Raw genomic sequence first — 22,777 nt, 5'->3', positions numbered from 1 at the left:
CCCGCTTAAATCGGCGTCCCTTCGAACACCTTGATCCCGACCCCTGCCCGTTCCAGCCCGGTGCGTACAGCGCGCGCGATCTGCACTGCGGTCGGCGTGTCTCCGTGTAGGCAGATCGTATCAATCCGCGTGGGGATGTGCTTGCCTGTTTCGCTGATGATCGCCCCTGCCTGAACCATTTGCAGCACCCGCGCGGCCGCCGCTTCAGGATCATGGATCACCGCGCCTGGCTGGCTGCGATCGACCAGCGTTGCATCGTCATTATATGCGCGATCGGCGAATAATTCGCACGCGGTTCTGCAGCCCAGTTCATGGGCCGCAGCCTGTTGCTGCGTGCCCGCCAGCACCATGATGATCAACTGGGGATCAATCGCCAGGGCCGCGCGATAACACGCCAGCGCCATCTGTTTGTCCTCTGCGGCCATGTTGGCCAATGCGCCATGCAATTTCAGGTGCCGGACCCTGCCGCCCTGCCCCTGCGCCATAGCTTGCGCTGCGCCCAGCTGGTAGGCGACAAGATTGGCCAGACTATTCAATGGCATATGCAGCTTGCGCCGGCCAAAGCCCTGCAGGTCGGCAAAGCCTGGATGGGCACCAATTCCAACACCGTTTTCCCGTGCCAGTCGCATGGTTTGCGCCATTGTATCCCAATCGCCCGCATGCATCCCGCAGGCCACATTGGCCGAACTGACAACCTGCAGCAACGCTGCATCATCGCCCATGCCCCAAGGCCCAAAGCTTTCGCCCATATCGGCGTTCAGATCGACGGTCAGGGTCATGGCATGTCCTCTTCTGTGCCTGCAATGGCACCGCTGATCAATTGATAAGACAGCAGATCGCCGATGTCATGCGGATCGCGGATCAAAGGGTACAGCGCATTGGGCAATGCGGCCAGATCGGCGCGATGACGTCGTTCGGCCTCCAGCGCCTCTTGTTCGGAAACAAAGTGAAACTTCAGGCTCTCTCCGGGGCGGGCCTGCACGACCCGCGGCAGATCACAAGGCAACACCGTCCCGATCCGAGGGTAGCCGCCCGTGGTCTGACACTCGGCCAGCAACACGAAGGGCGCGCCGTCCCCGGTGATCTGGATATCGCCCGGGGCGATCACCTCGGACAGGACGCTCAACGCGCCATCAAGGGCAAATCCGGGGCCGTCACTGGCCATTTTCACGCCCATGCGATTGCCACGCACATCCCGCGTAAACGATGTATTTTCAAAAACTTGTAGGACATTATTAAACAAATGTGTTTGCAGAGAAGCGACCATCCGCACCGTCCCGCCGCCCATCCGCGGCAAGGGGCGCAACCCTTGACCGGTCAGTTCTGTGGTATCCACACCGATGGGCAGCGACTGGCCCGCCTCAAGAAGACCTCCGATTCCGGCGGCCAAGTGGGACGAACGCGCGCCCAGTTGCAAAGCGCTTTCTACGCCGCCACCAAGATGCAGATAGCCATAGCTGCCACATACCGCAGCACCGATGGTCAATACCGCCCCCTTGGGCAACAGGTGGCTGGCGTTCCAGCGCAGCGACTGATCCCCGATCCGAGCCTGCATCTGCGCTCCGGTCAGCGCAATTCGCATGTCGTCGGAGGCAGTGAACTCGCCTCCCATTCCAGCCATTTCAATCGCGGCGCATTCAGGGGATTGCTGCAACAGCGCCGCGCCCTCGGCCAAAGCCACACGGTCGACCGCCCCGCCTCGAGACAGGCCATACGCCAAAAAGCCCACACGGCCCTGATCCTGAACGCTCAATCCCGGCCCGGCTCGCAGAACTGTCAGGTGGCGGGTCATGGCAGCTCCTCGCTGATGGCACCGCCCAGCGGGTCGTCCCGCAATGTGTCCAGTGTGTCCAAATCGATCGCGGGGAACTGCACCTCGTCTCCGGGGCGCAGCACAAAGGGCGTGTCAGAAGTCGGATCAAACAGACGGATCGCCGTCTGGCCAACCTGCCGCCATCCTGTCTGCGTGGCCACCGGGAAAAGCACCAGCTGACGGATCGCCACACACAGCCCGCCGGCAGGCACATTCGGTGTCAAATCCGTCTGCCGAGGGATATCCCACGCCTGGGGCAGCGCGCCCAGATAAGGCATTCCCGGCGCAAAACCAATGGTTTGCACCCTGACACGCGCCGAAGATAGCGCAGTGATCGCATCAATTTCCGACATCCCGGCAAGACCGGCAGCCTCGGCCAGCTGAGGCGCCAAGGCACCGCCGTAAACAGTTGGTATCCGCCACAGCCGGCGCCCCTGCGGCAGGGGCGCGGCGTACCAATCACGGCCATCCATCAGGCCTTGCAGCTGTGTTCTTAGCTCCTGCGGATCGACCTCCAGCGGTTCATAGCGAACATAGCAGGACACTAACGAGGGCGCAGTTTCAACCACCCCGGCAAAGCCAGCGCGATCTACGGCCGCCCGAAAGGCCAGCGCAGCGCGGTTTGCAGGCTCGCTTAGGCTGCCACCAAAGCTGACCAACACCCCATCCAGACCCACGGACCGAAGACTGGGCCAGTTTTGATTGGATGCGGACATGCAGCGCCTTTCAGGGTCAAACAATTGAGGCAGCACTCTTGGCAATTCTCGGCGTCGCCGCAAGACGGAATTTGCATCCTGCCTGGGCAGGCTGGCCGCAAACATTTGCGCGGCCAGAAAAATCATGGAACAACACGGCAGACAACAGCCAAGAAAGAGCCATGAGCACAGCCACCCCCGCCACCCGTTATCTGGCCAAACAGGGCCTCGCCTTCGAGGTGTTGGAATACACCTATGCGCCGGGCAAAGACCGTGTCGGCCTGCAAGCCGCCGAAGCAATCGGGATGCCCGCGGATCATGTGTTCAAAACCCTGATGGTCGAAGTTGACGGCAAACCGGCCTGCGTGGTGATCCCCTCGGATCAGACGGTATCAATGAAGCGGGCAGCGGCGGCGTTTGGCGGCAAGTCAGCCAAGATGATGGATCAGGCCAAGGCCGAGCGTCTGACCGGCTACCACACGGGCGGCATCAGCCCCTTTGGCCAGAAAAAACGTGTCCCTGTTGCGGTGCATGAATGCCCTGCGCTGGACACGCCATTGGTGGTTAACGGCGGCAAGCGCGGAATGATGCTGCGGTTGGATCTGCGGGCGGCCGCGCAGCAGCTGAACGCGCAGTTTCGCCCCCTTTGCGCCTGAGGAAAGCATGATGACCCTGACAGACACTTTGCTAAAACTCACCTCTTTTGACACATCAACTTTGCCGGACAAGAGTTTGGTAATGGCTAAGTTTTCCCTTTTTGACTGGATGGTGTGTGGACGCGCCGGCATTGGCGAACCCGTGGCAGCCCACCTGCGGGCACTGGCCGAGGAAGAGCGCGGTTTCGAAGCAGCCTCGATCTTTGGGGCAGGAAAGGCGCCTGCGCGGATGGCCGCTTTGGTTAACGGGGCCACCTCGCATGCGCTGGATTTTGACGACACGCATTTCGCCCATGTCGGCCATCTGTCCGTTGGCATCTACCCCGCCGCGCTGGCGGTGGGGGAAGAGGTCGGGGCCTCGGCCAATGACGTGATCGGTGCTTTCCTTTTGGGCGCCGAAGCCGCGATCCGTGTGGGTTTGACCTTGGGCGCGGCCCACTACAATTTGGGCTTTCACCAGACCGCCACGGCCGGTGCGTTTGGGGCCACGGTGGCGGCCGCGCGGCTGATGGGACTGAACGAAGCGCAGACCCGCACCGCGCTGGGGCTGTGCGCCACGCGAGCCTCGGGGCTGAAGTCGCAATTCGGGACCATGGGCAAGCCCTATAACGCCGGGGTGGCGGCCGCCAACGGGGTGGAATGCGCCAAGCTGGCCCGCCGGGGCATGAGCGCCCCCGAAGACGGGCTTATGGGGCCTCAGGGGTTTGTGCCCACGCATACGCCTCAGGTGGGGGACTTCCCGCCCGCGGGGCAGTTTCTGTTCGACAATGTTAAGTACAAGTTTCACGCGTGCTGCCACGGCACCCACGCAATGATCGAGGCTTTGCAGGACGCTCGGGCGCAGTACGGGCTGACTTTGGACAATGTGGCCAACCTGCAGCTGCGGACCAACCCGCGCTGGCTGAAGGTGTGCAACAATCCGGCGCCCACCACGGGGCTTGAGGTCAAGTTCAGCTATAAATGGTTGGCCGGGATGGTGATGGCGGGGCGGCCCACACAAAGCGACCGCGAATACACCGATGCGCTGGCCGGGGACGCGCGCCTTGGCAGATTCGCCCGGCAGGTCGAGGTGATCGCGGATGACAGCCTGTCGGATATGCAGGCCGCGTGCCAGATCACCCTGACGGATGGAACCCGGATCGAAGCTTGCCATGATCTGGATACCCCCCTGCCGCCCGAGGTGACCCAGGCCAAGCTGCGCCGGAAGGCCGAGGCCCTGATTGGGCCGGGCGCCCTGACAGAGGTTTTGGACGCACCCCAGCAGTTAAGCGCCGCAGATCTGGGCGCCATGGTCCGCGCCTTATGAAGACATGTCGATGACCTGGCGGATCGCCTGGCCCGAATGCAGGCGGTCAAAGCCTTCGTTGATATCATCCAGCGCGATCTTGTGGGTCATCAGGCGGTCCACCGGCATCCGTCCTTGCGCGAACAGCTTCAGGAACAGGGGAATGTCCCGGGTGGGAATGCCCGAGCCCAGATAGCTGCCCTTAAGCACACGCTCCTCGGCGGTCAGGGTGACGGCGGGGATCTCTAACTTGGCATCGGGATGTGGCAGGCCAGCGGTCACCGTGGCGCCACCGCGCCGGGTGGCCTGATAGGCAAAGCCCAAGGCATGCACATTTCCGGTGAAATCCAGCGCCGCGTCCACGCCGCCGTCCGTGATCTGGCGCAGTTCTTCCAGGGCATCGGGGTCCTTGGAGTTGATCACATGGGTCGCGCCCAGCTCTTGCGCGATCTTCAGCTTGTCAGGCAGGATGTCGACGGCCACGATTTTTTCGGCCCCCGCAGCATGGGCAGCCATGACGGCGGACAGACCAACGCCGCCCAAACCGACCACCGCCGTGGTGCAGCCCGGGGTCACGTCGCCCGTATTGAACACGGCCCCTGCCCCCGTCAGCACCGCGCAGCCCATCACGGCAGCGATGTCCAACGGCACGTCCTTGTCCACTTTGACCAATGAGTTCTGCGAGACCGTGGCATACTCGGCAAAACAGCCCACCCCGGTCATGTGATAGATCGTTTGCCCGTTCCGGGACAGGCGCGTGCCGCCGCCGATCATCTCTCCGGCGCCATTCGAGGCCGCCCCCGGTTCACACAGCGCCGGACGGCCCGCACGGCAAGGCGGGCAATGGCCACAGCTGGGCACGAAGACCGTAATCACGTGATCGCCGGGCGCAAAACGGGTCACTCCGGGGCCGACCTCTTGGATCACGCCCGCGCTTTCGTGGCCCAGCACCATGGGCACCTGGCGCGGACGGTCGCCGTTGATCACCGACAGGTCCGAGTGGCACAGCCCCGCCGCCTCGATCTTGATCAGAACCTCGCCTTCGCGCGGGCCTTCCAGGTCGATTTCCTCGATGGTCAGCGGGCGCGTTTCGGCATAGGGGCCGGGGCGGCCGATTTCTTCAAGAATGGCGGCTTTGACTTTCATAATATTCTCCCTCGTCCTGCGAATTGGACATGTCTTCTGACGCGTAGCCTACAAGATTTTTCGCGCCTGTCGTGGGGTCAATTTCCGTTCTCCCGTAACGTCGCGATGGCGCCATGCCAGGCTGCAAAGCCATTTGAAACCGGCGGCAAGCGGTGTAAATTGGGGGCATGAGCATCCCGTTCAAGCAAGTCTTTCCCCTGCGCCGCGCGCGCGTTCACGAGGTTTACGGCCCCGGTGCGCTGGGATTCGCCGCTGTTTGCTGCGCCCAAAACGACCGGTCTGTGATCTGGGTGCGCGAGGGCTGGCGGCACGAACAGCTGAACCCCGTTGGCCTTGGCCGTTTTTTCGACCCCGCCCGCCTGCTGATCGCCCGCGCGCCTAGCCAGACCGACTCGCTGGCCGTCACCGAAGAGGCCCTGCGCGATGGCAGCGCCCCCCTTGTAGTGGTGGAGCTGAGCCAGGAAATTGGCCTGACCGAGGGGCGCCGCCTGCAACTGGCCGCCAAGGCGGGCAAGGCCACCGGCCTGTGCCTGATCCCCGAAAACATGGGCAGCAACGCGGCGGAAACCCGCTGGCACGCCGCCCCTGTGAACGATCCCCTGTCTGATCGGGGGGCAGAGGACTCGACTCTGATGCGCTGGGATCTTAAAAAGAACAAATCAGGAACACTTGGGGTTTGGGATGTTCGTTGGACGCACGCGACGCATTGTCTCGATGTGGTTTCCCCGGTTGGCAAGCGACCGGGCTCTTAGGGCGCGCCCGACGGATGCGCCCTTTGCGCTGACGCTGAACCAGGCCAATACCGAACGGCTGTATTGCCTGAACGCGCAAGCTGAGCGACAGGGGCTGAACCGCGGCATGACCTTTGCCGATGCGCGCGCCTTTTGTCCCCAGCTGCAAAGCGCCCCCGCCACACCGCTGCAGGACGCCCGGTTTCTAAGCGCGCTGAACCGCTGGGCCACGCGATATTGCCCTTGGGTGGGCACCGAAGGGTCGGATGGGCTGGTGCTGGATGTGACAGGCTCGACCCATCTGTGGGGCGGAGAAGAACCGCTGCTGCATGATATCCGCGCCCGGCTGGCCCGCGCGGGCCTGTCGGTGCGGTTGGGGCTGGCGGGCACCCGCGGCGCGGCCTGGGCCTTGGCGCATTTCGACGAAGGCATCGCCCCACCGGGTGTTGAACAGGGCGGGATCGGCCACCTGCCCATTGCCGCCCTGCGCCTGCCTGACAACATGGTCACCGGGCTGCAACGGCTGGGCTTGCGACGCGTGCAGGATCTGACGGAAACCGCCCGCGCACCGCTGAACCGTCGCTTTGGGCCAGAGCTGCTGCAACGGCTGGATCAAGCCTTGGGCGATCAGCCCGAATCCATCACGCCTGCGCAGGACCCGCCCCATTACGGCACCCGCCTGACCCTGCCCGAGCCCATCGGCCGGACCGAGGATGTGATGGCTGGCACCTCTCGTCTGTTGGACCAGCTCTGCGCCAAGCTGAAGCGCAACGAGGCTGGCGCCCGCATCCTGTGCCTGACCCTGCGCCGGGTCGATCAGGGCAGCCAGCAGGTGGAACTGCGGCTGGCCAGCGCCATGCGCGATGCGCAGCGTATCCTGCCCCTGTTCGAACGGGGCGTGGACGACGTGGATGCAGGCTTTGGCATTGACCAGTTGCGGCTGGAGGCCGTGCAGGTCGAACCCCTGCCCGTTCAACAGATGGCCACCGCCCATAGCGGGCGGCGTGATCAGTTGGACGACCTGCTGACCCGCATCGGCACGCGCATCGGGCTGGAGAATATGCAGCGCTTCCTGCCCGCCGACAGCCATATCCCCGAGCGAGGCTTTGTCATCGCCCCCGCCGCGTACTCCAACCCCGAAGGGCCGTGGATCAGCCTGCGTCCGCGCCCCTTGTCGCTGTTCCCCCCCGAACCCATCGCCGCCACGGGTCCGCGCCCGCCGCAACGGTTCCGCTGGCGGCGTATGTCGCTGACCATCGCGCGCGCCACGGGACCGGAACGCATCGCGCCGGAATGGTGGCTGCCGGACGAGGCATGGCGCAGCGGTGTGCGGGATTACTGGCGCATCGAAACCCGGCAGGGACGCCGGCTGTGGCTGTTCCACACGCCGCAAAATCCCGGCTGGTTCGTACAGGGGGAATTCGCATGAGCCGCCCTCCTGACACGCCTTCCGTCCCGCGCCAGTTCGGCGGCCCGGATTATGCCGAGCTGTGCGTGACCTCGAATTTCACGTTTCTGACCGGCGCCTCGCACCCCGAGGAACTGGTCACCCGCGCCGCCGAGCTGGGCCTGTCGGCCATCGCCATCACCGACCGCAATTCGCTGGCCGGGGTGGTGCGGGCCTATGCGGCACTGAAAGAGCTGCGACGCGAGGCCGACGAGGCGCAACAGGCAATCCGCATCCGATCAGAACACCGCACCGACAGTAGCTCGCGCCAAGAGGTCGGCACCCCGCAAGACATCCCCCGCCCCGCCGACATGTCCCTGCCCCGGCTGATCGTGGGCTGCCGCCTGGTGCTGACCGATTGCCCTGTCCACTGGGTCGCCCTGCCGCGTGACCGGGCGGGCTATCAACGGCTGTGCCGGCTTCTGACGCTGGGCAAGCGCCGTGCGGAAAAGGGCGACTGCCTGCTAAGCTTGGCCGACATGCTGGAGGGCTGCGCGGGCATGATCCTGATCGCCCTGCCGGGAGCTGATCTGCACGCAGCCCGCGCCCCCATTCAGCGGCTGCAACGCCGCTATCCCGGCCATGTCTTCGTGGGGGCGGCCCCGCGATATGACGGCTCGGACCAAGCCTATTTTGATGCCTGCGCAAGCCTGGCGCTGCGCTGCTCGGCCCCCATGGTGGCGGTGGGCGACGTGCTGATGCACCGGGGCAACCGGCGCCAACTGGCCGACGTGCTGACCTGCATGCGCGAACATATCACCATCGACCAGATCGGCACCCGCGCCCTGCCCAATGCCGAACGCCGCCTGAAGGGGCACGCGGATATGGCCCGGCTGTATCGCAACCACCCCGCCGCCCTGCGCCGCTCGCTTGAGATTGCAGCCCGGTGCAGCTTTGATCTGTCCGAGCTCAGCTATGAATACCCGGACGAGATCGCGGATGGCGAAACGCCTCAGCAGCGGCTGGAACGTCTGGCGGGCGAAGGCTGCGACATCCGCTATCCCAAGGGCACGCCCGACAAGGTGCGCGCGCTGGTGCAAAAGGAATTGGGGCTGGTCGCGGATCTGGGCTTTGCTGCCTATTTCCTGACCGTTTATGACATCGTGCAATTCGCGCGCTCGCAGGGGATCCTGTGTCAGGGGCGCGGATCAGCGGCGAACTCGATCCTGTGTTACCTGCTGGGCATCACCGATGTGGGCCCGGATCAGATCACCATGGTGTTCGAACGCTTTGTCTCGAAATACCGGGGCGAGCCGCCGGACATCGACGTGGATTTCGAACATGAACGCCGCGAGGAGGTGATCCAGTGGATTTACCAGCGCTATGGCCGCCACCGCGCGGGCCTGTGTGCCACGGTGATCCATTTCCGGTCCCGCGCCGCGATCCGCGAGGTGGGCAAGGTCATGGGGCTGAGCCAGGACGTGACGGCGGGCCTGTCCAGCCAGATCTGGGGCCAATCCAACGGCGGAGCCGACCCCAAGCGCATCCGCGAGCTGGGCCTGGACATGTCCGACCAGCGCCTGACCCAGACCATCCGCCTGATCGGAGAGGTGATCGGCTTTCCCCGTCATCTAAGCCAGCACGTCGGCGGCTTCATCATCACCAAGGGCCGTCTGGACGAGCTGTGCCCGATCGAAAACGCCGCGATGGACGACCGCACTACCATCGAATGGGACAAAGACGATATCGACACGCTGGGCATCCTGAAGGTGGATGTCCTCAGTCTTGGGATGCTGACCTGTATCCGCAAGGCCTTCGACCTGTTACAAACCCATGAAAACACCTCGCTGACCCTGCATGACGTCCCCCAAGAGGATACCGCCACCTATGACATGCTGTGCGTGGCCGATGCGGTGGGGGTGTTTCAGGTCGAAAGCCGCGCGCAGATGAACTTTCTGCCCCGAATGCGGCCGCGCACCTTCTATGATCTGGTGATCGAGGTCGCCATCGTCCGCCCCGGCCCCATACAGGGCGGTATGGTCCACCCCTATATTAATCGCCGCCAAGGCAAGGAACCGGTGCATTTCCCCTCGGCCGATCTGGAAAAGGTGCTGGGCAAAACGCTGGGCGTGCCGCTGTTTCAGGAACAAGCGATGCAGATCGCGGTGGTCGGCGCGGGCTTTACCCCCGAAGAGGCCGACCGTCTGCGCCGATCCCTGGCCACGTTCCGCCGCATGGGCACGATCGGCACCTTCCGTGACCAGTTTATCGCCGGGATGCTGGAACGCGGCTATGACACCGATTTTGCGGAACGGTGTTTCGGCCAGATTGAAGGCTTCGGCGAATACGGATTTCCCGAAAGCCACGCGGCGGCCTTTGCCATGCTGACCTATGTGTCGTCGTGGCTGAAATGCCATCACCCGGCGATCTTTGCCTGCGCGCTACTGAACTCGCAACCGATGGGGTTCTATGCCCCCGCCCAGATCGTGCGGGACGCCCGTGAACATGGTGTGGAACTGCGCCCCGTCTGCGTCAACCACAGCCACTGGGACAACCAGCTGGAACGGCGCGCAGATGGGTCCTTGGCGCTGCGGCTGGGGTTCCGTCAGATCAAGGGGTTCCGACAGGACGATGCCGACTGGATCGTGGCGGCGCGCGGAAATGGCTATCCCGACCCCGAGGCGCTGTGGCTGCGCGCCGGCGTGGCCCCTGCCGTACTGGAACGACTGGCCGAAGCCGATGCCTTTGTCGGGATGGGCCTGACCCGGCGCGATGCCTTGTGGCAGGTGCGCGCGATCCGCTCGGCCAAACCACTGCCGCTGTTTGCTGACCCGCTGGATGGCGAGGGCGCGGCCGAGCCTGACGTCACCCTGCCCCCCATGCATCTGGGCGAGGAGATGGTCGAGGATTACGTCGCCCTGCGCCTGTCCCTGCGCGCCCACCCGATGGAGCTTTTGCGCAGTTCGATCCCCGATCTGACGCCGCATACAGAACTGCCCGCAGCCCCGCTGGGCCGCCTGAATGTCTGCGGGCTGGTGATCACGCGGCAGCGGCCTGGCACGGCCTCGGGGGTGATTTTCCTGACGCTCGAGGATGAAACCGGCGTGTCCAACGTGGTTGTCTGGCCTAAGATTTACGAAAAATACCGCCGCACCGTGATGGGCGGGCGGCTGCTGCGCGTCAGTGGCTTCATCCAGCGCGAAGGGCTGGTCGTGCATGTCATCGCCGAGAAAATCGAGGATCTGTCCCACAAGATCACCGAGCTGGGTCACCCTCTGGAGGACGCCGTCGGCATCACCCAGCCTCAGGCCGATGACGCACCGCGCAAACCGCGCTATCCCCCTCGCGCGCGCCACCCGCGCGAGCAAGCCAAGCGCCTGTTTCCCAGCCGCGATTTCCACTAGCTGCCGTTGCCAAGCCCCTGACCTGGTGGCACAGTTGCCGAAGGAGCACCCGGACATGAGCAAGCTACAGGTCAAATCCATTAACGCGCTGGAACGCGGGCTGAAGGTTCTGCAGATATTGCAGACCACGGGCGCCGCATCGCTGGCGGATCTGCACCGGATGACGGGTATCCCCAAGGCCTCGTTGTTGCGCATCCTGAAAACGCTGATGGAACAGGGCATGACCTGGCAGCGGATGGCCGATAATGCCTATGTGCCGTCCTATTCCCTGACCGAACTGGCCCGCCGGATTGACCACGAAAACGCGCTGGTCGAGGCCGCCTCGCCTGTCCTGCAGGCGCTTAGCGACGCGGTGCAATGGCCCTCGGTGCTGGCGGTACCGCGCCTGACCCATATGGAGGTGATCGAGACCAACGCCAGCCGCGCTGGCATCGACAATGTGCCGCTGGGGCCCGTTGGGTTTCAGATCAACATGCTGCGCTCGGCCTCGGGGCGGGCGTTCATCGCCTTTTGCGAGGACGCCGTCCGCGAGGCCACGCTGGAACGTCTGCGCCTGTCAGGGCGCCCTGGTGACAGATGGGCTCATGCACCTGAATATATTGAAAAACTTCTCTCGGAAACCCGCGATCAGGGCTTTGCTTTTCGCGATCCGGACTTTGGCGGCAGCTTCGATCAAAGCCGCATGGGCGAGGATGACAAACGCGACTCGATGGGTGTTCCGATCCGTCTGGGCAACCATGTGCCCGGCGCGATTAACATCACCTGGTCCCGTCGTGTTTTTACCCGTGAAAAGGCCGTTCAGGTCTTTGCTGCCCCCCTGCTGGACGCTGCCGAACAGATTGCCCGCAAGCTGTGACTTGCCGCCGTTTCACTCAGTGAAATCACCATAGATGCCAGATTGAGCTCGGCTGCATTGCCCCCCTAGGCTCGCCTCAACACATATTCGCTGCAGGAGGAGGGCACGCCATGAGCGGGCTAACACGCGACGACATCAATCACATTCTCAACCTCATCGACGGCTCGGATTTTAACGAGCTGAAGCTGGAAATGGGCGACGTCAAACTGGAACTGCGTCGCCGAGGAGCAGGCGCCGCCTCAGCGCCCGCTGCGCCCGAGGCACCGGCGGCTAATCCCGTGGCGGCCGCTGCCTCGGCGCCCCAGCCGGCGGCGGCGGCACCCGCCCCGGCTGGTGGTGGCAGCGATGTGCCCGCCCCCCTGCTGGGCACTTTCTACCACGCGCCCAAACCCGGTGACCCGGTCTTTGTGCAGGTCGGGGACACCGTGACCGAGGACACCGTGATCGGCATCATCGAGGTGATGAAGCTGATGAACCAGGTGAAGGCAGGCGTTGCTGGCACCGTGACCGAAATCGTCGCCCCCAATGGCGAGCTGGTCGAGCATGGCCAAACCCTGATCCGCGTGCAGCCGGCCTGATCCCATGACACCGATCAAACGCATATTCATCGCCAACCGGGGCGAGATCGCCGTGCGCGTGATCCGCACCGCCCGCGCCCTTGGGATCGAAACGGTTCTGGGCGTGTCCGAAGCGGATCGTGACAGCCTGGGCGCGCAGCTGGCCACTCGGGCCGTGTGTCTGGGCCCCGCCGCCGCGACCGAAAGCTATCTGAAGGTCGAAACCGTGGTGCAGGCCGCGCTGGGAACAGGCTGTGACGCGATTCATCCCGGCTATGGGTTCCTGTCAGAAAACCGTGCTTTGGCCGAGGCTTGCGCCAAGGAAGGGCTGATCTTCATCGGCCCTGACCCCGCCAACCTAGAGGCTGTCGGAGACAAGCTGACCGCCCGCACCCATGCGGAAAATGCCAAGGTCCCTCTGGTGCCCGGTGGCACTGTGGACACCGTCGAAGAGGCGCTGGAGCTGTCCGAACGCGTCGGCTATCCGATGCTGATCAAGGCGGTTTCCGGCGGGGGTGGGCGCGGCATGAAACGCGTCGACCGGGCCGAGGATTTGCCGGGCCAGCTGGATCTTGCGATTTCCGAAGCGACGGCCGCCTTTGGCGACGGGCGCGTTTACCTTGAACGCTATGTCCGTGTGGGGCGTCATGTGGAAGTGCAAATAATCTCGGACGGCACAACGGTGTTACATGCGGGCGAGCGGGATTGCTCGATCCAGCGGCGATACCAGAAAGTCGTGGAAGAGGCCCCTGCCCCCGAACTGCCCGAAAAACTGCGTCAGGGCGTGCTGCAAGCCGCCACTGACTTCGCACGCCACATCGGCTATCGCTCGTTGGGAACGGTGGAATTCCTGGTCGATGTGGAGCGCGAGGAGTTCTATTTCCTGGAAATGAACGCCCGCGTGCAGGTCGAACACCCGGTGACCGAGGCCATCACCGGTCTGGACCTGATCGCGACCCAGATCGCGATTGCCGAGGGTCGGCCGCTGGACATCACCCAAGGCGACATCATTCTGTCCGGCCACGCTATCGAATGCCGCCTGAACGCCGAGGACATCGACAATGACTTCATGCCCAGCCCCGGCCGGGTGACGCAGGTCTGGTTCCCCTCGATGCCCGGGCTGCGGGTCGACAGCCATATGCAACCCGGCGCGATGATCTCGCCCTATTACGACAGCATGATCGCAAAGCTGATCACATGGGCGCCCACGCGGGCGCAGGCGATTGATCGAATGCAAGATGCGCTGCGCGTGGTCAGCCTGGAGGGGCTGAAAACCAACGCACCGCTGCATGCCGCGATCATGGACGACGACATTTTCGGCAAGGGGGGCGTGGACACCGGATACCTGCCCGACCTGCTGACCCGGCTGGAGGAAAGCCAATGAGCACCATCAAACTTCTGGACACGACGGTCCGTGACGGCAACCAGTCGAACTGGGGCGCCACCGGGCTGGACACCGGCATGATGCAACAGATTGCGCCCGTGATGGATCGGGTGGGGTTTGACGCGATTGATTTCACCACCTCGACCCATATGGCCGTGGCCGTGCGGTTCAAAAAAGAGGACCCGTGGGAACGCCTGCGCCTGTTCCGCGAGGCAACGCCAAACACGCCGCTGTCCTTTCTGACCACAGGAATGCGCTTCATCAGCTGGGAGGCCGCCAGCGAAGAGCTGATGGAGTTTGCCTTCCGTCTGTTGGTGAACAACGGCATCCGCCGCTTTGCCGTGATGGACCCGATGAACAACGTGCCCGCCATGCTGAACATGGCCGACCTGACGCGCAAGGCGGGGGGCGAACAGATCGTGGCGGCGCTGACCTTTACCCTGTCGCCGATGCATGATGATGCGCATTGGGCCGAAAAAGCCAAGGCACTGACTGAAACCGGCAAGTTCGACAAGCTGTATATCAAGGATCCCGGCGGGTTAATCTCGGCTGAACGGGCCAAAACGCTGATGCCTGCGGTCAAGGCGGTGATGGGGGATATTCCGCTGGAATTCCACTCGCACACCACCATCGGGCTGGCCTCCTTTGCCTATCTCGAGGCCGCAAACCAGGGTGTCTACAGCCTGCATACCTCGGCCAGTTCAGCTGCAAATGGCACCGGCCAGCCGTCCATGAGCACCACCATCGGCAACCTGCGCGACATCGGCCACACGGTTGATGTGGATGACGAGGCCGTGGCGGAAATGGACAGCTATTTCAGCGTCTTGGCGCAGGCCGAGGGCTTGTCCGCGCGTGGCCCCGGCGACTACGACCGGCGTTATTTCCACCACCAGATCCCCGGTGGCGTGCTGGGCACGATGATCCGCCAGTTGCAGGAAACCAAGCGCGAGCACCTGTTGCCCGCCGTGTTGAAAGAGGTTGAAAAAGTCCGCGCGGAACTGGGCTATCCGATCATGGTGACGCCTTTCAGTCAGTTGGTTGCCACGCAGGCGCTGCTGAACGTTACCTCGGAAGAACGCTATCAGGTGGTCCCGGACGAGGTGACGCGCTATGTTCTTGGCCGTTTCGGCACACCCGCTATGCCGATGGATGCCAATATCGAGGATCGGATCAAATCCTCGGCCCGCGCCAAGGAACTTGAAACCGAGGCCAAGATGGCCTCGTTGGACGAGCTGCGCGCGCGCATCGGCAAGGGTTATTCCGACGAAGAATTCCTGCTGCGCGCCACTATGCCCGCCGATCAGGTGGATGCGATGGTAGCAGCCGGCCCTGCACGCCGGGGATACAATCCCAAAACCAAACCCGTACTGGACCTTGTACAAGAACTGACTTCGCGCAAGAAACTGGGCGGTGTGAAGATCGAAAAACCGGGCTTCAAACTGGAGTTAAGCGAATGAGCCAGATGCCAGATCATCCCATCCGTGCCGCCGTGTTCGACATCGACGGTACGCTGGCCCTGATGAACAAGGAACAGGGCACCTTTACCGCCCTGCCCGGTGTGATCGAGACACTGGCCGCGTGTCGCAAGGCTGAAATCCAGGTCGTCGCCTATACCAACGGCACGTTCTTTCCTCCCGCGCATTACTATCCCTTGCTTGCGGATGCAGGCATCGTGATCGATCCCGGCCACATCCTGACCCCGGCCGAGGTCGCCGCGCAGGCCCTGAAACGGCTGGGCTATCAGCAGGTGATGGTCATGGGAGGCGACGGCACCCGCGTGCCCGTTCAGGACGCGGGGATCGAAGTGATCGACCCCACCCCCAACGCCCCCAAGGTGGACGCTGTATTGCTGGGCTATACCCGCGATTTCGGCGCGACCCAGCTGGAATCCGTGGTGCAAGCCGTCTGGGACGGGGCCAAGCCCTTTGCCGGGTCGGTCGCGCCCTACTTCGCCTCGTCCAAGGGGCGGATGCTGGGCATTTCGGGCGCCATTGCTGCGGCTTTGGAGAACGCAACCGACGTGCCCGTTACGGTTTTTGGCAAGCCCGAAACCGCCGGGCTTGAGATCGTCACCACGCTGACTGGCGTGCCCCCGCATGAAATGGCCGTGATCGGTGATGACCCCAAGCTGGAAATCCGCATGGGCCGCAAGGCAGGCGCCTTTTGCGTGGGCGTCACCACCGGCATCGCGGACACAGCGTTTTTCAACAGCTTCCCGGCCGAGGAACGCGCCCATGTGGTGCTATCCAGCATGGAAGAGTTCACAGACCAACCATGGTTCAAGGGGATCCCCGCATGATCGAAGAAGGTGACATCCTGTGGGAGGCCTCGGACACGCGCCGAGCCGGATCGCATATCTCGCACTATATGGGCTGGCTGGCCGAACGGCAGATGCCGCAAAGCGATTACTGGTCGCTGTTCAACTGGTCAATCGAAGATCCCAAGGCATTCTGGCAGTCGCAATGGGACTATTTCGACATCCTGCACGACGGCGAAATCGATCAGGTCCGCACTGATGACCCCATGCCCCGCACCCGCTGGTTTACAGGCACCAGACTGAACTATGCCGAACACGTGCTGCGCCACGAATTCAGCGGCGATCCCGCGCGCACCATGCTGCACCACAGCTCGGAGCTGCGCGAAGCTTCGGAGATGAGTTGGGGCGAGGTAGGAGCCACGGTCCGCCGTCTGGCGCAGAACATGCGGGATATGGGCCTGGGTCCGGGCGATCGGGTGGTCGCCTATATGCCAAACATCGCCGAAACCGTGATTGCCATGCTGGCCACCACCGCCATCGGCGCCACATGGTCCAGCGCCGCGCCTGAATTTGGCGCGCAGACGGTGATCGACCGTTTCAGCCAGATCGAGCCCAAACTGGTTTTCGCCAGCAACGGCTATCGTTTTGGCGGTAAAGATTTCGACCGGATCGACGATCTGGAGCGGATCATGGAGGCGCTTCCCTCGGTCGAGCATCTGGTGATGCTGGACTATCACCCAACGGCTCGCAAAGCGCCCAGGTTCAAGGGGCAGACCGCCACCTGGGGCTTTATGATCAGCGGCCCGGATGTGGGCGCAGACCAGTTCGAATACACTCGCGTGGCCTCGGACCATCCACTGTGGATCTTGTTCTCGTCCGGCACGACCGGCCTGCCCAAACCCATCGTGCAGGGCCATCATGGTATCGTGCTGGAGCACTACAAATCCGCCGCCTTGCACTTCGAAATCCCCAAAGATGGCGCGCTGTTTTTCTACTCCACCACCGGCTGGATGGTGTGGAACACGCTGATGTGGGGGCCGCTGATGAACGGCCGCGCGGTGCTGTATGACGGGCATCCGGCCTATCCCGATGCAGGACTGTTGTGGCAGATCGCGGACGAAAGCCGCGCGACCACGCTGGGTGTCAGCCCGACTTATCTGCAGATTGTGAGACAGCAAGGCATTGAACCTAAACGGGATTTTAGCCTAAAGGCGCTGCAATCGGTGATGCTGGTGGGCAGCCCCGCCACGCCCGAGGTATTCGACTGGGTGCTAACCCATGTGAAATCCGATGTCTGGGCGACTTCGCAATCTGGCGGAACCGAGTTCTGTTCGGGGATTCTGGCAGGTTCGCCACTGCTGCCCACCCGCGCAGGCGAGATCCAGGCCCCTGCGCTGGGTCTGGATGCCGTAGCCTTTGACGAAAACGGAGAACCCGTCGTCGGCGAAGTCGGAGAGCTGGTCCTGCGTCAGCCCGCACCTTCGATGCCATTGTTCCTGTGGGGGGACGATGATTTCAGCCGCTACGATGACAGCTATTTCGACGTCTACCCCGGCATCTGGCGTCACGGCGACCGGGTAAAGTTCAACGAGCATGGCGGCAGCTTTGTTCTGGGCCGCTCGGACGCCACGCTTAACCGTTATGGCGTACGCATCGGCTCGGCCGAGATTTACCGCACGCTGGAAGGTTTCCCGCAGATTTCCGACAGCCTGATCATCTGCATCGAAGAGGCCGGCGGCACGTTCTATATGCCGCTGTTCATCAAGATGGCCGACGGAAAAGAGCTGACCCATACGTTGGCCGCTGAAATCTCGAAAAAGCTGCGGTCAGAACGCAGCCCCCGCCACGTCCCTGACGAGGTGATCGAGGTCGCAGACATTCCCATGACCCTGACCGGCAAGAAAATGGAGGTTCCCGTGCGCAAGTTGCTGCTGGGACTGCCACTGGACAAGGTCGCCAGCAGGGACGCGATGCGCAACCCCGAAGCCATCGACTGGTTCGTCGACTTCGCACAGAAACGGTTGTCGGCATGAGCGCGGACATCTTTGATCTGACAGGAAAGGCCGCGCTGGTATCTGGCGCGGCCCAGGGTCTGGGGCGCGAAATGGCCAAAGCCCTGATCGAGGCAGGCGCGCAGGTGCTGTGCTTTGATCTGGACGGCCCTGCACTTGCCGCTACTTGCGCCGATCTGGGTCCGCGTGCCCTGGCGATGGAGGGGGACGCAACCGACGCTGCCCGAATAAACGCCGCCGTAGACATGACCGTCAGCCGTTTTGGCGCGCTGGATATTGTGGTGGCCAATGCTGGCATCTCGGACCCCACGGCGCAGCTGTTTCACGAAGCCGCCGAGGCCGACTGGAACCGCGTGATCGACGTGAACCTGAGCGGGCTGGTGCATCTAAACCGCGCCGCGCTGCGCCAGATGATGCAGCAGGGATCGGGCAAGGTGATCAACGTCGCCTCGATGTGGGGGATCGCAGGTCCTGCCGGGCTGTTCCCCCGGCCCGCTTATGCGGCGTCAAAGGGCGCGGTGGTGAACCTGACGCGCGAGCTGGGGTTGGAATACGCTCCGCACGGCATCCAGGTAAACGCGCTGTGCCCCGGGTTTTTCCGAACAGAAACGCGCCCCCGCGATGCCGCCCACGCAAAAATCATGGAGGACTACACCCCCATGGGCCGCATTGCCGACGCGTCCGAGATCAAAGGCAGCGTGTTGTACCTTGCCTCGTCCGCATCGGATTTCGTTACCGGAACGACGTTGGTTGTGGATGGTGGTGTGCTTGCGCGATAGGCCTTAACGGCCTGTCGCTACTTGAAAAACAGCCCCTGCCATCGCGTCCGCAGCCTTGACCTGACACATCAGACGGCTGTTGTCCCGCGGCTCGTTGGCCATGAACTCGATCGTGTCCGCCTCGTCATCCAGCGGGGCGGGCATTGCGCCATCCGCGGCCTCGACCACATAGCAGTGACAGGTCGCGCACATGGCCGAGCCACCGCATTCGGCGATAATTCCCTCGACCCCGGCATCACGGGCTGCATACATCAGCGGCTCGCCAACCTTGGCGTCAATTTCGCGGCGGGTGCCGTCCTCTTCGATGAAAGTCACCTGTACCATTTGTTTGTCCTTCTGCTCAGATGAATTGCTTGCCGCCGTCGATGACCAGTGTCTGGCCCGTGGTAAAGCTGGCCAAATCCGAGGCAAGATACAGAGCGCCGCCGGTGATATCCTCGGTCTCAGCGTTGCGTTTTAGCGCAGCGCGCTCCACACCATAGCCCTTGGCGTCTTCGATTTGTCCCAGACTGGCCTCGGTCAGGGTAAAGCCCGGCGCGATCACGTTAACGCGGATATTGTCGCCGCCCAGCTCTTTGGCCATCACGCGGCTCATGGCGATCACGGCGCCTTTTGAGGCCACATAGTGCATCCACTGAGGCGAGCCCGAGAACACAGTCGCCGACGCGATATTGACGATCGCGCCGCCCTTGCCTTTCATTAGTGGTGCCACCGCGCGGCTCATTTGCCAGACACCTTTGATGTTGACCGCCATGACCTGATCCCAGACCTGCTCCTCGATCTGATCGAAGGGCTTGCGTTCCAGCGTGCCATAAAGCGCGGCATTGTTGATCAGCGCATCGACCGAGGCCAGCTGATCGCGCGCAGCCGCAGCCAGGGCCTGACAGCTTTCGTTGCTGGTCACGTCCACCTTGGCGGCAAAGGCAGTACCCCCGCCCGCGCGTATGACCTGAGCGGTTTCCTCGGCGCCGGAAAGGTTCACGTCCGCCGCCATCACCTGCGCACCAGCATCGGCAAAAGCCTGCGCAAAGGCGCGGCCCAGACCGCCTGCGGCCCCGGTGACAATGACGCCCTTTCCCTGCAATCCCAACTCGCTCACCATTCCACTCCTTCTTCGGCTTTTACCTCGGTAAATTCAGGGCCGTGGCCCAGATATTTTTCGATCTGCAACTCGGCCCGTACTGCCTCGGTCTGGCCAATGGCCAGCGCGCGGCCCGCTTCTGTCAGCATCAGCCCGTTGGACCGTTCGGTCAGCATCAGGATAATCTGGCTCAGAGGCACCTCGTACCAGCCGGCAATCGTGCGCATCCCATGCGGGGTCGAGCGCCAGCCCTTGTCGGCATCCTTGACCACCGCATCCTCCAAAGACTTGGCGTGTTTGGTGGTGTCATGACCGTCGATGATGTCCAGCACGGCCTGAATGTCCACGCCATCCGGGCGGCGTCGTTCCAGGATTTCGCGGGCAATTTCAACGCCGTATAGCTCGTGGTCGCGCACCAAATCCGGGCGCGAGGGTTTGCGGCCCACCGCTTCCAGCAACAGTTCGGGCGGGACACGTTTCCAGCCGACATCATGCAACACGATTGCGGGCAGAACCACGCTTTCGTCCGCTTGGGGGATCTGGCTCAGCAGCACCTTGGCGATGTTGTACGAGATGATCGTGTGCTCGTCGTTATTGCGCACATCCAGATAGGGTTTCGCCTCGTGCCAAAGCGGCAGATCACGCGGCAGAAAGATATCCTCGGGGGTCATGAGGGCACCTCGTAGCTTAGGTAAATCGTTTTGTATTCCAGATAGGATTCAACACCATAGCGCCCCTTTTCGCGACCGATCCCGCTTTCTTTCATGCCCCCGAAAGGGACATAGTGCGAGGACCGCTGAATATCGTTCAGCCAGACCGATCCGGCCTCCAGCCCCTCGCACAGGGTCAACCCCAGCGCCAGGTCGCGGGCGAAGACAAACCCAGCCAGCCCGTAGCGGTTGTTGTTGGCGTGGCGCAGCCCCTCAAAGCCGCTGTCGACCGGACAAATGCCGATGACGGGGCCGAAGGTTTCCTCGGTCAGGATCAGCATATCATGCGTGGCGTCGGCGATGATCGTGGGCGGAAAGTAAAAGCCGCCATCATAGCCCTCGCCTGTCTTGCGGTCCCCGCCCAGCAAGATACGCGCGCCCTTGGAACGGGCGTCGTCGACCTGAACACCGCTGTTGGCAAATATCTTTTCGTTGACGATCGGACCAAGGTCGCCGTCGCCATCGCTGGGGGCCAGCGTCAACTTGGCCGCTTTGGGCACCAGCCTGTCCAGGAAAGCGTCATAGACCTTGCGGTCAACATAGACCCGGTTCACGCGGTAACAGAACTGACCGGAATTGGCGAAGCCGTGGCGCACGATCGCATCGGTGGCCTTGTCCAGATCGGCATCCGCGCAGACGATGGCGGCACTTTGGCCCCCCAACTCCAGCGTGACACGCTTCATCGTGCCAGTTGCAGCGGCCGCGATGGCCTTGCCGGCCGCTGTCCCACCGGTAAAGGCGATTTTGCGCGGGAGGGGATGCTCGATCAGGGCCGAGCCAATGCCCCGCCCCCGGCCCGTGACCACGTTGAAACAGCCGTCGGGCAAACCGGCGGCGCTGAAAACCTGGGCCAGTTTGAGCGTAGACAAAGGCGTATCTTCGGCAGGTTTTGCCACGACCGTACACCCCGCGACCAGCGCAGCACCCAGTTTGAACATCAACAGGTTAATCGGATAGTTGAACGGAGTGATCGCCACCACGACGCCCACCGGATCGCGGGTAACGATGGTTTTTTCACCCTGCGCGGCGCCCAGGCTCATGGTTGACTGCAGGCGCAGACCCTCTTCGGCGTAAATGTCCAGCAAATCCGAGGAGCGCTGGATCTCGGTCAGGCAGGCCGGCAAGGGACGACCCAGTTCAGCATGCAGAAGCGCGGCGATATCATCGGCATTATCCCGCATCGCCTGCGCACAGGATTTCTGAATTTTTACCCGCTCGGCCATCGGGGTTTTAGACCAGCTTTCAAAGGCGCGCGCGGCGGCCTGAAGGGCAATTTCAGCGTCAGCGGCATCGCCTGTTGGCACCGTGTCAAAGACCTGTCCGGTGCGCGGGTTGGTCACCGGTTGGGTGGCGCCTGATATGGCCTCTGCCCAAGCCCCATCTATAAACATATCCATCGCGCTCTCCCTCAAAGAACGTGCAGCATCAAATGCTTGCGAGTCTTTTCTAATGTAACTTCTGCCAGCTCACGGCCCAGGTCGGTTTCCAGCTTGTCCAGCTCGCCAGCGACCCTTTCAGCATATTCACCGGGGGTCACGCCGAACCAGTCCGCCGCAACCGAGATCCCCGTCACCTCGTAGCGCCACAGCTTATCAGCGTCGCGCACGATACGATCGTTCAGATGATGCGGATCAGGGCGCGTGTCGTGGCCGTCGATGATCTGGCAAACCTGCGCGATGATATCTTCGCTCCAGCCGGTCGCGCGCAGCACTTGGGTGCCAAGACGCACGCCCTCTTCCTCGTGCAGATACCGAACATCTGATTGCAGGATATTATCGCTGCGGAACCCTTCGGAAATAATCCGGTCCATGTCGATGGAATACCAGCCGATGTCATGCAGCAAGATGCCCAGTGAACACACATCGCGGTCGGCCTGAACGTAGTGATCCAGCAACCGCTGAGCCCAAGCAAAGGACAGGGGTATATGCACGTCATTCTTGCGCGCGCGCATGTAAGGACGGGCCTCGCGCCAGACCGGATCATAGCGCGACAGGTCATTTGTCTGCGGCACCGCGGACCTCCTG

The 22,777-nt window shown here is 62.9% G+C and carries 21 protein-coding genes; 12 read left to right on the top strand and 9 right to left on the bottom strand.

The window, feature by feature from the left end; translation table 11 throughout:
- Positions 1-5: 5 nt before the first annotated feature.
- The 3 genes from ACOQOQ_RS11725 to ACOQOQ_RS11715 are packed head-to-tail and all read right to left on the bottom strand — an operon-like array spanning position 6 to position 2,529.
- Positions 6-779 (bottom strand): LamB/YcsF family protein, encoded by a 774-nt coding sequence (locus ACOQOQ_RS11725; RefSeq protein ID WP_420567171.1) that lies wholly within the window; start codon positions 777-779, stop codon positions 6-8.
- Complete coding sequence (locus ACOQOQ_RS11720; RefSeq protein WP_420567170.1) at positions 776-1,792, bottom strand: biotin-dependent carboxyltransferase family protein; 1,017 nt, start codon at positions 1,790-1,792, stop codon at positions 776-778. The genes ACOQOQ_RS11725 and ACOQOQ_RS11720 overlap by 4 nt, the downstream gene beginning before the upstream one ends.
- Positions 1,789-2,529, bottom strand: coding sequence for a 5-oxoprolinase subunit B family protein (locus ACOQOQ_RS11715; protein ID WP_420567169.1), 741 nt, complete (start codon positions 2,527-2,529; stop codon positions 1,789-1,791). The genes ACOQOQ_RS11720 and ACOQOQ_RS11715 overlap by 4 nt, the downstream gene beginning before the upstream one ends.
- Positions 2,530-2,690: 161 nt before the next feature.
- On the opposite strand from ACOQOQ_RS11715, the gene ACOQOQ_RS11710 reads away from it, so the two are divergent.
- Positions 2,691-3,164 (top strand): aminoacyl-tRNA deacylase, encoded by a 474-nt coding sequence (locus tag ACOQOQ_RS11710; RefSeq protein ID WP_420567168.1) that lies wholly within the window; start codon positions 2,691-2,693, stop codon positions 3,162-3,164.
- A gap of 82 nt (positions 3,165-3,246) precedes the next feature.
- On the top strand, positions 3,247-4,470 hold the full coding sequence (locus ACOQOQ_RS11705; RefSeq protein ID WP_420567167.1) for an MmgE/PrpD family protein: 1,224 nt from the start codon (positions 3,247-3,249) through the stop codon (positions 4,468-4,470).
- Here ACOQOQ_RS11705 and ACOQOQ_RS11700 read toward each other — a convergent pair.
- Positions 4,465-5,595: a zinc-dependent alcohol dehydrogenase family protein gene (locus ACOQOQ_RS11700; RefSeq protein WP_420567166.1), complete on the bottom strand. Its 1,131-nt coding sequence runs from the start codon at positions 5,593-5,595 to the stop codon at positions 4,465-4,467. The genes ACOQOQ_RS11705 and ACOQOQ_RS11700 overlap by 6 nt on opposite strands.
- 167 nt (positions 5,596-5,762) lie before the next feature.
- On the opposite strand from ACOQOQ_RS11700, the gene ACOQOQ_RS11695 reads away from it, so the two are divergent.
- The 10 genes from ACOQOQ_RS11695 (at position 5,763) to ACOQOQ_RS11650 (ending at position 18,962) form a co-directional block, all read left to right on the top strand.
- Positions 5,763-6,347 carry an ImuA family protein gene (locus ACOQOQ_RS11695; RefSeq protein WP_420567165.1) on the top strand — a complete coding sequence of 195 codons (585 nt, stop codon included), beginning with the start codon at positions 5,763-5,765 and terminating at the stop codon, positions 6,345-6,347.
- On the top strand, positions 6,277-7,755 hold the full coding sequence (locus ACOQOQ_RS11690) for a Y-family DNA polymerase (protein WP_420567164.1): 1,479 nt from the start codon (positions 6,277-6,279) through the stop codon (positions 7,753-7,755). The genes ACOQOQ_RS11695 and ACOQOQ_RS11690 overlap by 71 nt, the downstream gene beginning before the upstream one ends.
- On the top strand, positions 7,752-11,117 hold the full coding sequence (locus ACOQOQ_RS11685; protein WP_420567163.1) for an error-prone DNA polymerase: 3,366 nt from the start codon (positions 7,752-7,754) through the stop codon (positions 11,115-11,117). The genes ACOQOQ_RS11690 and ACOQOQ_RS11685 overlap by 4 nt, the downstream gene beginning before the upstream one ends.
- Before the next feature lie 55 nt (positions 11,118-11,172).
- Positions 11,173-11,973, top strand: a complete 801-nt coding sequence (locus tag ACOQOQ_RS11680; RefSeq protein ID WP_420567162.1) for a helix-turn-helix domain-containing protein — start codon at positions 11,173-11,175, stop codon at positions 11,971-11,973.
- A 110-nt stretch (positions 11,974-12,083) separates the two neighbouring features.
- On the top strand, positions 12,084-12,551 hold the full coding sequence (accB, locus tag ACOQOQ_RS11675; protein WP_420567161.1) for an acetyl-CoA carboxylase biotin carboxyl carrier protein: 468 nt from the start codon (positions 12,084-12,086) through the stop codon (positions 12,549-12,551).
- Between the two features lie 4 nt (positions 12,552-12,555).
- Positions 12,556-13,914 carry an acetyl-CoA carboxylase biotin carboxylase subunit gene (locus tag ACOQOQ_RS11670; protein WP_420567160.1) on the top strand — a complete coding sequence of 453 codons (1,359 nt, stop codon included), beginning with the start codon at positions 12,556-12,558 and terminating at the stop codon, positions 13,912-13,914.
- Positions 13,911-15,371: a hypothetical protein gene (locus ACOQOQ_RS11665; protein ID WP_420567159.1), complete on the top strand. Its 1,461-nt coding sequence runs from the start codon at positions 13,911-13,913 to the stop codon at positions 15,369-15,371. The genes ACOQOQ_RS11670 and ACOQOQ_RS11665 overlap by 4 nt, the downstream gene beginning before the upstream one ends.
- The gene (locus tag ACOQOQ_RS11660) at positions 15,368-16,213 is read left to right on the top strand and encodes an HAD-IIA family hydrolase (RefSeq protein WP_420567158.1); all 846 of its coding nucleotides are present in this window, start codon (positions 15,368-15,370) and stop codon (positions 16,211-16,213) included. The genes ACOQOQ_RS11665 and ACOQOQ_RS11660 overlap by 4 nt, the downstream gene beginning before the upstream one ends.
- Complete coding sequence (locus tag ACOQOQ_RS11655) at positions 16,210-18,204, top strand: acetoacetate--CoA ligase (RefSeq protein ID WP_420567157.1); 1,995 nt, start codon at positions 16,210-16,212, stop codon at positions 18,202-18,204. The genes ACOQOQ_RS11660 and ACOQOQ_RS11655 overlap by 4 nt, the downstream gene beginning before the upstream one ends.
- Entirely contained in the window at positions 18,201-18,962 is a 762-nt protein-coding gene (locus ACOQOQ_RS11650; RefSeq protein ID WP_420567156.1) for an SDR family NAD(P)-dependent oxidoreductase, read from the top strand. The genes ACOQOQ_RS11655 and ACOQOQ_RS11650 overlap by 4 nt, the downstream gene beginning before the upstream one ends.
- Positions 18,963-18,965: 3 nt before the next feature.
- On the opposite strand, the gene ACOQOQ_RS11645 is transcribed toward ACOQOQ_RS11650, so the two are convergent.
- The 5 genes from ACOQOQ_RS11645 to ACOQOQ_RS11625 are packed head-to-tail and all read right to left on the bottom strand — an operon-like array spanning position 18,966 to position 22,764.
- Positions 18,966-19,286 carry a 2Fe-2S iron-sulfur cluster-binding protein gene (locus ACOQOQ_RS11645; protein WP_420567155.1) on the bottom strand — a complete coding sequence of 107 codons (321 nt, stop codon included), beginning with the start codon at positions 19,284-19,286 and terminating at the stop codon, positions 18,966-18,968.
- A gap of 16 nt (positions 19,287-19,302) precedes the next feature.
- Positions 19,303-20,064, bottom strand: a complete 762-nt coding sequence (locus tag ACOQOQ_RS11640; RefSeq protein WP_420567154.1) for an SDR family NAD(P)-dependent oxidoreductase — start codon at positions 20,062-20,064, stop codon at positions 19,303-19,305.
- Positions 20,058-20,714: an HD domain-containing protein gene (locus tag ACOQOQ_RS11635; protein WP_420567153.1), complete on the bottom strand. Its 657-nt coding sequence runs from the start codon at positions 20,712-20,714 to the stop codon at positions 20,058-20,060. Before ACOQOQ_RS11635 ends, ACOQOQ_RS11640 begins: the two co-directional genes overlap by 7 nt.
- Complete coding sequence (locus ACOQOQ_RS11630; protein ID WP_420567152.1) at positions 20,711-22,150, bottom strand: aldehyde dehydrogenase family protein; 1,440 nt, start codon at positions 22,148-22,150, stop codon at positions 20,711-20,713. Before ACOQOQ_RS11630 ends, ACOQOQ_RS11635 begins: the two co-directional genes overlap by 4 nt.
- An 11-nt stretch (positions 22,151-22,161) precedes the next feature.
- On the bottom strand, positions 22,162-22,764 hold the full coding sequence (locus tag ACOQOQ_RS11625) for an HD domain-containing protein (RefSeq protein ID WP_420567151.1): 603 nt from the start codon (positions 22,762-22,764) through the stop codon (positions 22,162-22,164).
- Positions 22,765-22,777: the final 13 nt, after the last annotated feature.

This window comes from Thalassovita sp. (genome assembly GCF_965218685.1).
Taxonomy (GTDB): Bacteria; Pseudomonadota; Alphaproteobacteria; order Rhodobacterales; family Rhodobacteraceae; genus Thalassobius.
Note: the sequence above shows the minus strand (reverse complement) of the source record. Positions and strands in the feature narration are given on the sequence as shown.

Bases quoted from the DNA above. Each gene is read 5' to 3' on its own strand.
- ACOQOQ_RS11680 (WP_420567162.1), top strand. From the start codon at position 11,173: ATGAGCAAGCTACAGGTCAAATCCATTAACGCGCTGGAACGCGGGCTG.
- ACOQOQ_RS11645 (WP_420567155.1), bottom strand. From the start codon at position 19,286: ATGGTACAGGTGACTTTCATCGAAGAGGACGGCACCCGCCGCGAAATT.
- ACOQOQ_RS11685 (WP_420567163.1), top strand. From the start codon at position 7,752: ATGAGCCGCCCTCCTGACACGCCTTCCGTCCCGCGCCAGTTCGGCGGC.
- ACOQOQ_RS11635 (WP_420567153.1), bottom strand. From the start codon at position 20,714: ATGACCCCCGAGGATATCTTTCTGCCGCGTGATCTGCCGCTTTGGCAC.
- accB (WP_420567161.1), top strand. From the start codon at position 12,084: ATGAGCGGGCTAACACGCGACGACATCAATCACATTCTCAACCTCATC.
- ACOQOQ_RS11705 (WP_420567167.1), top strand. From the start codon at position 3,247: ATGGCTAAGTTTTCCCTTTTTGACTGGATGGTGTGTGGACGCGCCGGC.
- ACOQOQ_RS11640 (WP_420567154.1), bottom strand. From the start codon at position 20,064: ATGGTGAGCGAGTTGGGATTGCAGGGAAAGGGCGTCATTGTCACCGGG.
- ACOQOQ_RS11660 (WP_420567158.1), top strand. From the start codon at position 15,368: ATGAGCCAGATGCCAGATCATCCCATCCGTGCCGCCGTGTTCGACATC.
- ACOQOQ_RS11630 (WP_420567152.1), bottom strand. From the start codon at position 22,150: ATGGATATGTTTATAGATGGGGCTTGGGCAGAGGCCATATCAGGCGCC.
- ACOQOQ_RS11720 (WP_420567170.1), bottom strand. From the start codon at position 1,792: ATGACCCGCCACCTGACAGTTCTGCGAGCCGGGCCGGGATTGAGCGTT.
- ACOQOQ_RS11650 (WP_420567156.1), top strand. From the start codon at position 18,201: ATGAGCGCGGACATCTTTGATCTGACAGGAAAGGCCGCGCTGGTATCT.
- ACOQOQ_RS11700 (WP_420567166.1), bottom strand. From the start codon at position 5,595: ATGAAAGTCAAAGCCGCCATTCTTGAAGAAATCGGCCGCCCCGGCCCC.
- ACOQOQ_RS11710 (WP_420567168.1), top strand. From the start codon at position 2,691: ATGAGCACAGCCACCCCCGCCACCCGTTATCTGGCCAAACAGGGCCTC.
- ACOQOQ_RS11695 (WP_420567165.1), top strand. From the start codon at position 5,763: ATGAGCATCCCGTTCAAGCAAGTCTTTCCCCTGCGCCGCGCGCGCGTT.
- ACOQOQ_RS11670 (WP_420567160.1), top strand. From the start codon at position 12,556: ATGACACCGATCAAACGCATATTCATCGCCAACCGGGGCGAGATCGCC.
- ACOQOQ_RS11690 (WP_420567164.1), top strand. From the start codon at position 6,277: ATGTTCGTTGGACGCACGCGACGCATTGTCTCGATGTGGTTTCCCCGG.
- ACOQOQ_RS11715 (WP_420567169.1), bottom strand. From the start codon at position 2,529: ATGTCCGCATCCAATCAAAACTGGCCCAGTCTTCGGTCCGTGGGTCTG.
- ACOQOQ_RS11725 (WP_420567171.1), bottom strand. From the start codon at position 779: ATGACCCTGACCGTCGATCTGAACGCCGATATGGGCGAAAGCTTTGGG.
- ACOQOQ_RS11665 (WP_420567159.1), top strand. From the start codon at position 13,911: ATGAGCACCATCAAACTTCTGGACACGACGGTCCGTGACGGCAACCAG.
- ACOQOQ_RS11655 (WP_420567157.1), top strand. From the start codon at position 16,210: ATGATCGAAGAAGGTGACATCCTGTGGGAGGCCTCGGACACGCGCCGA.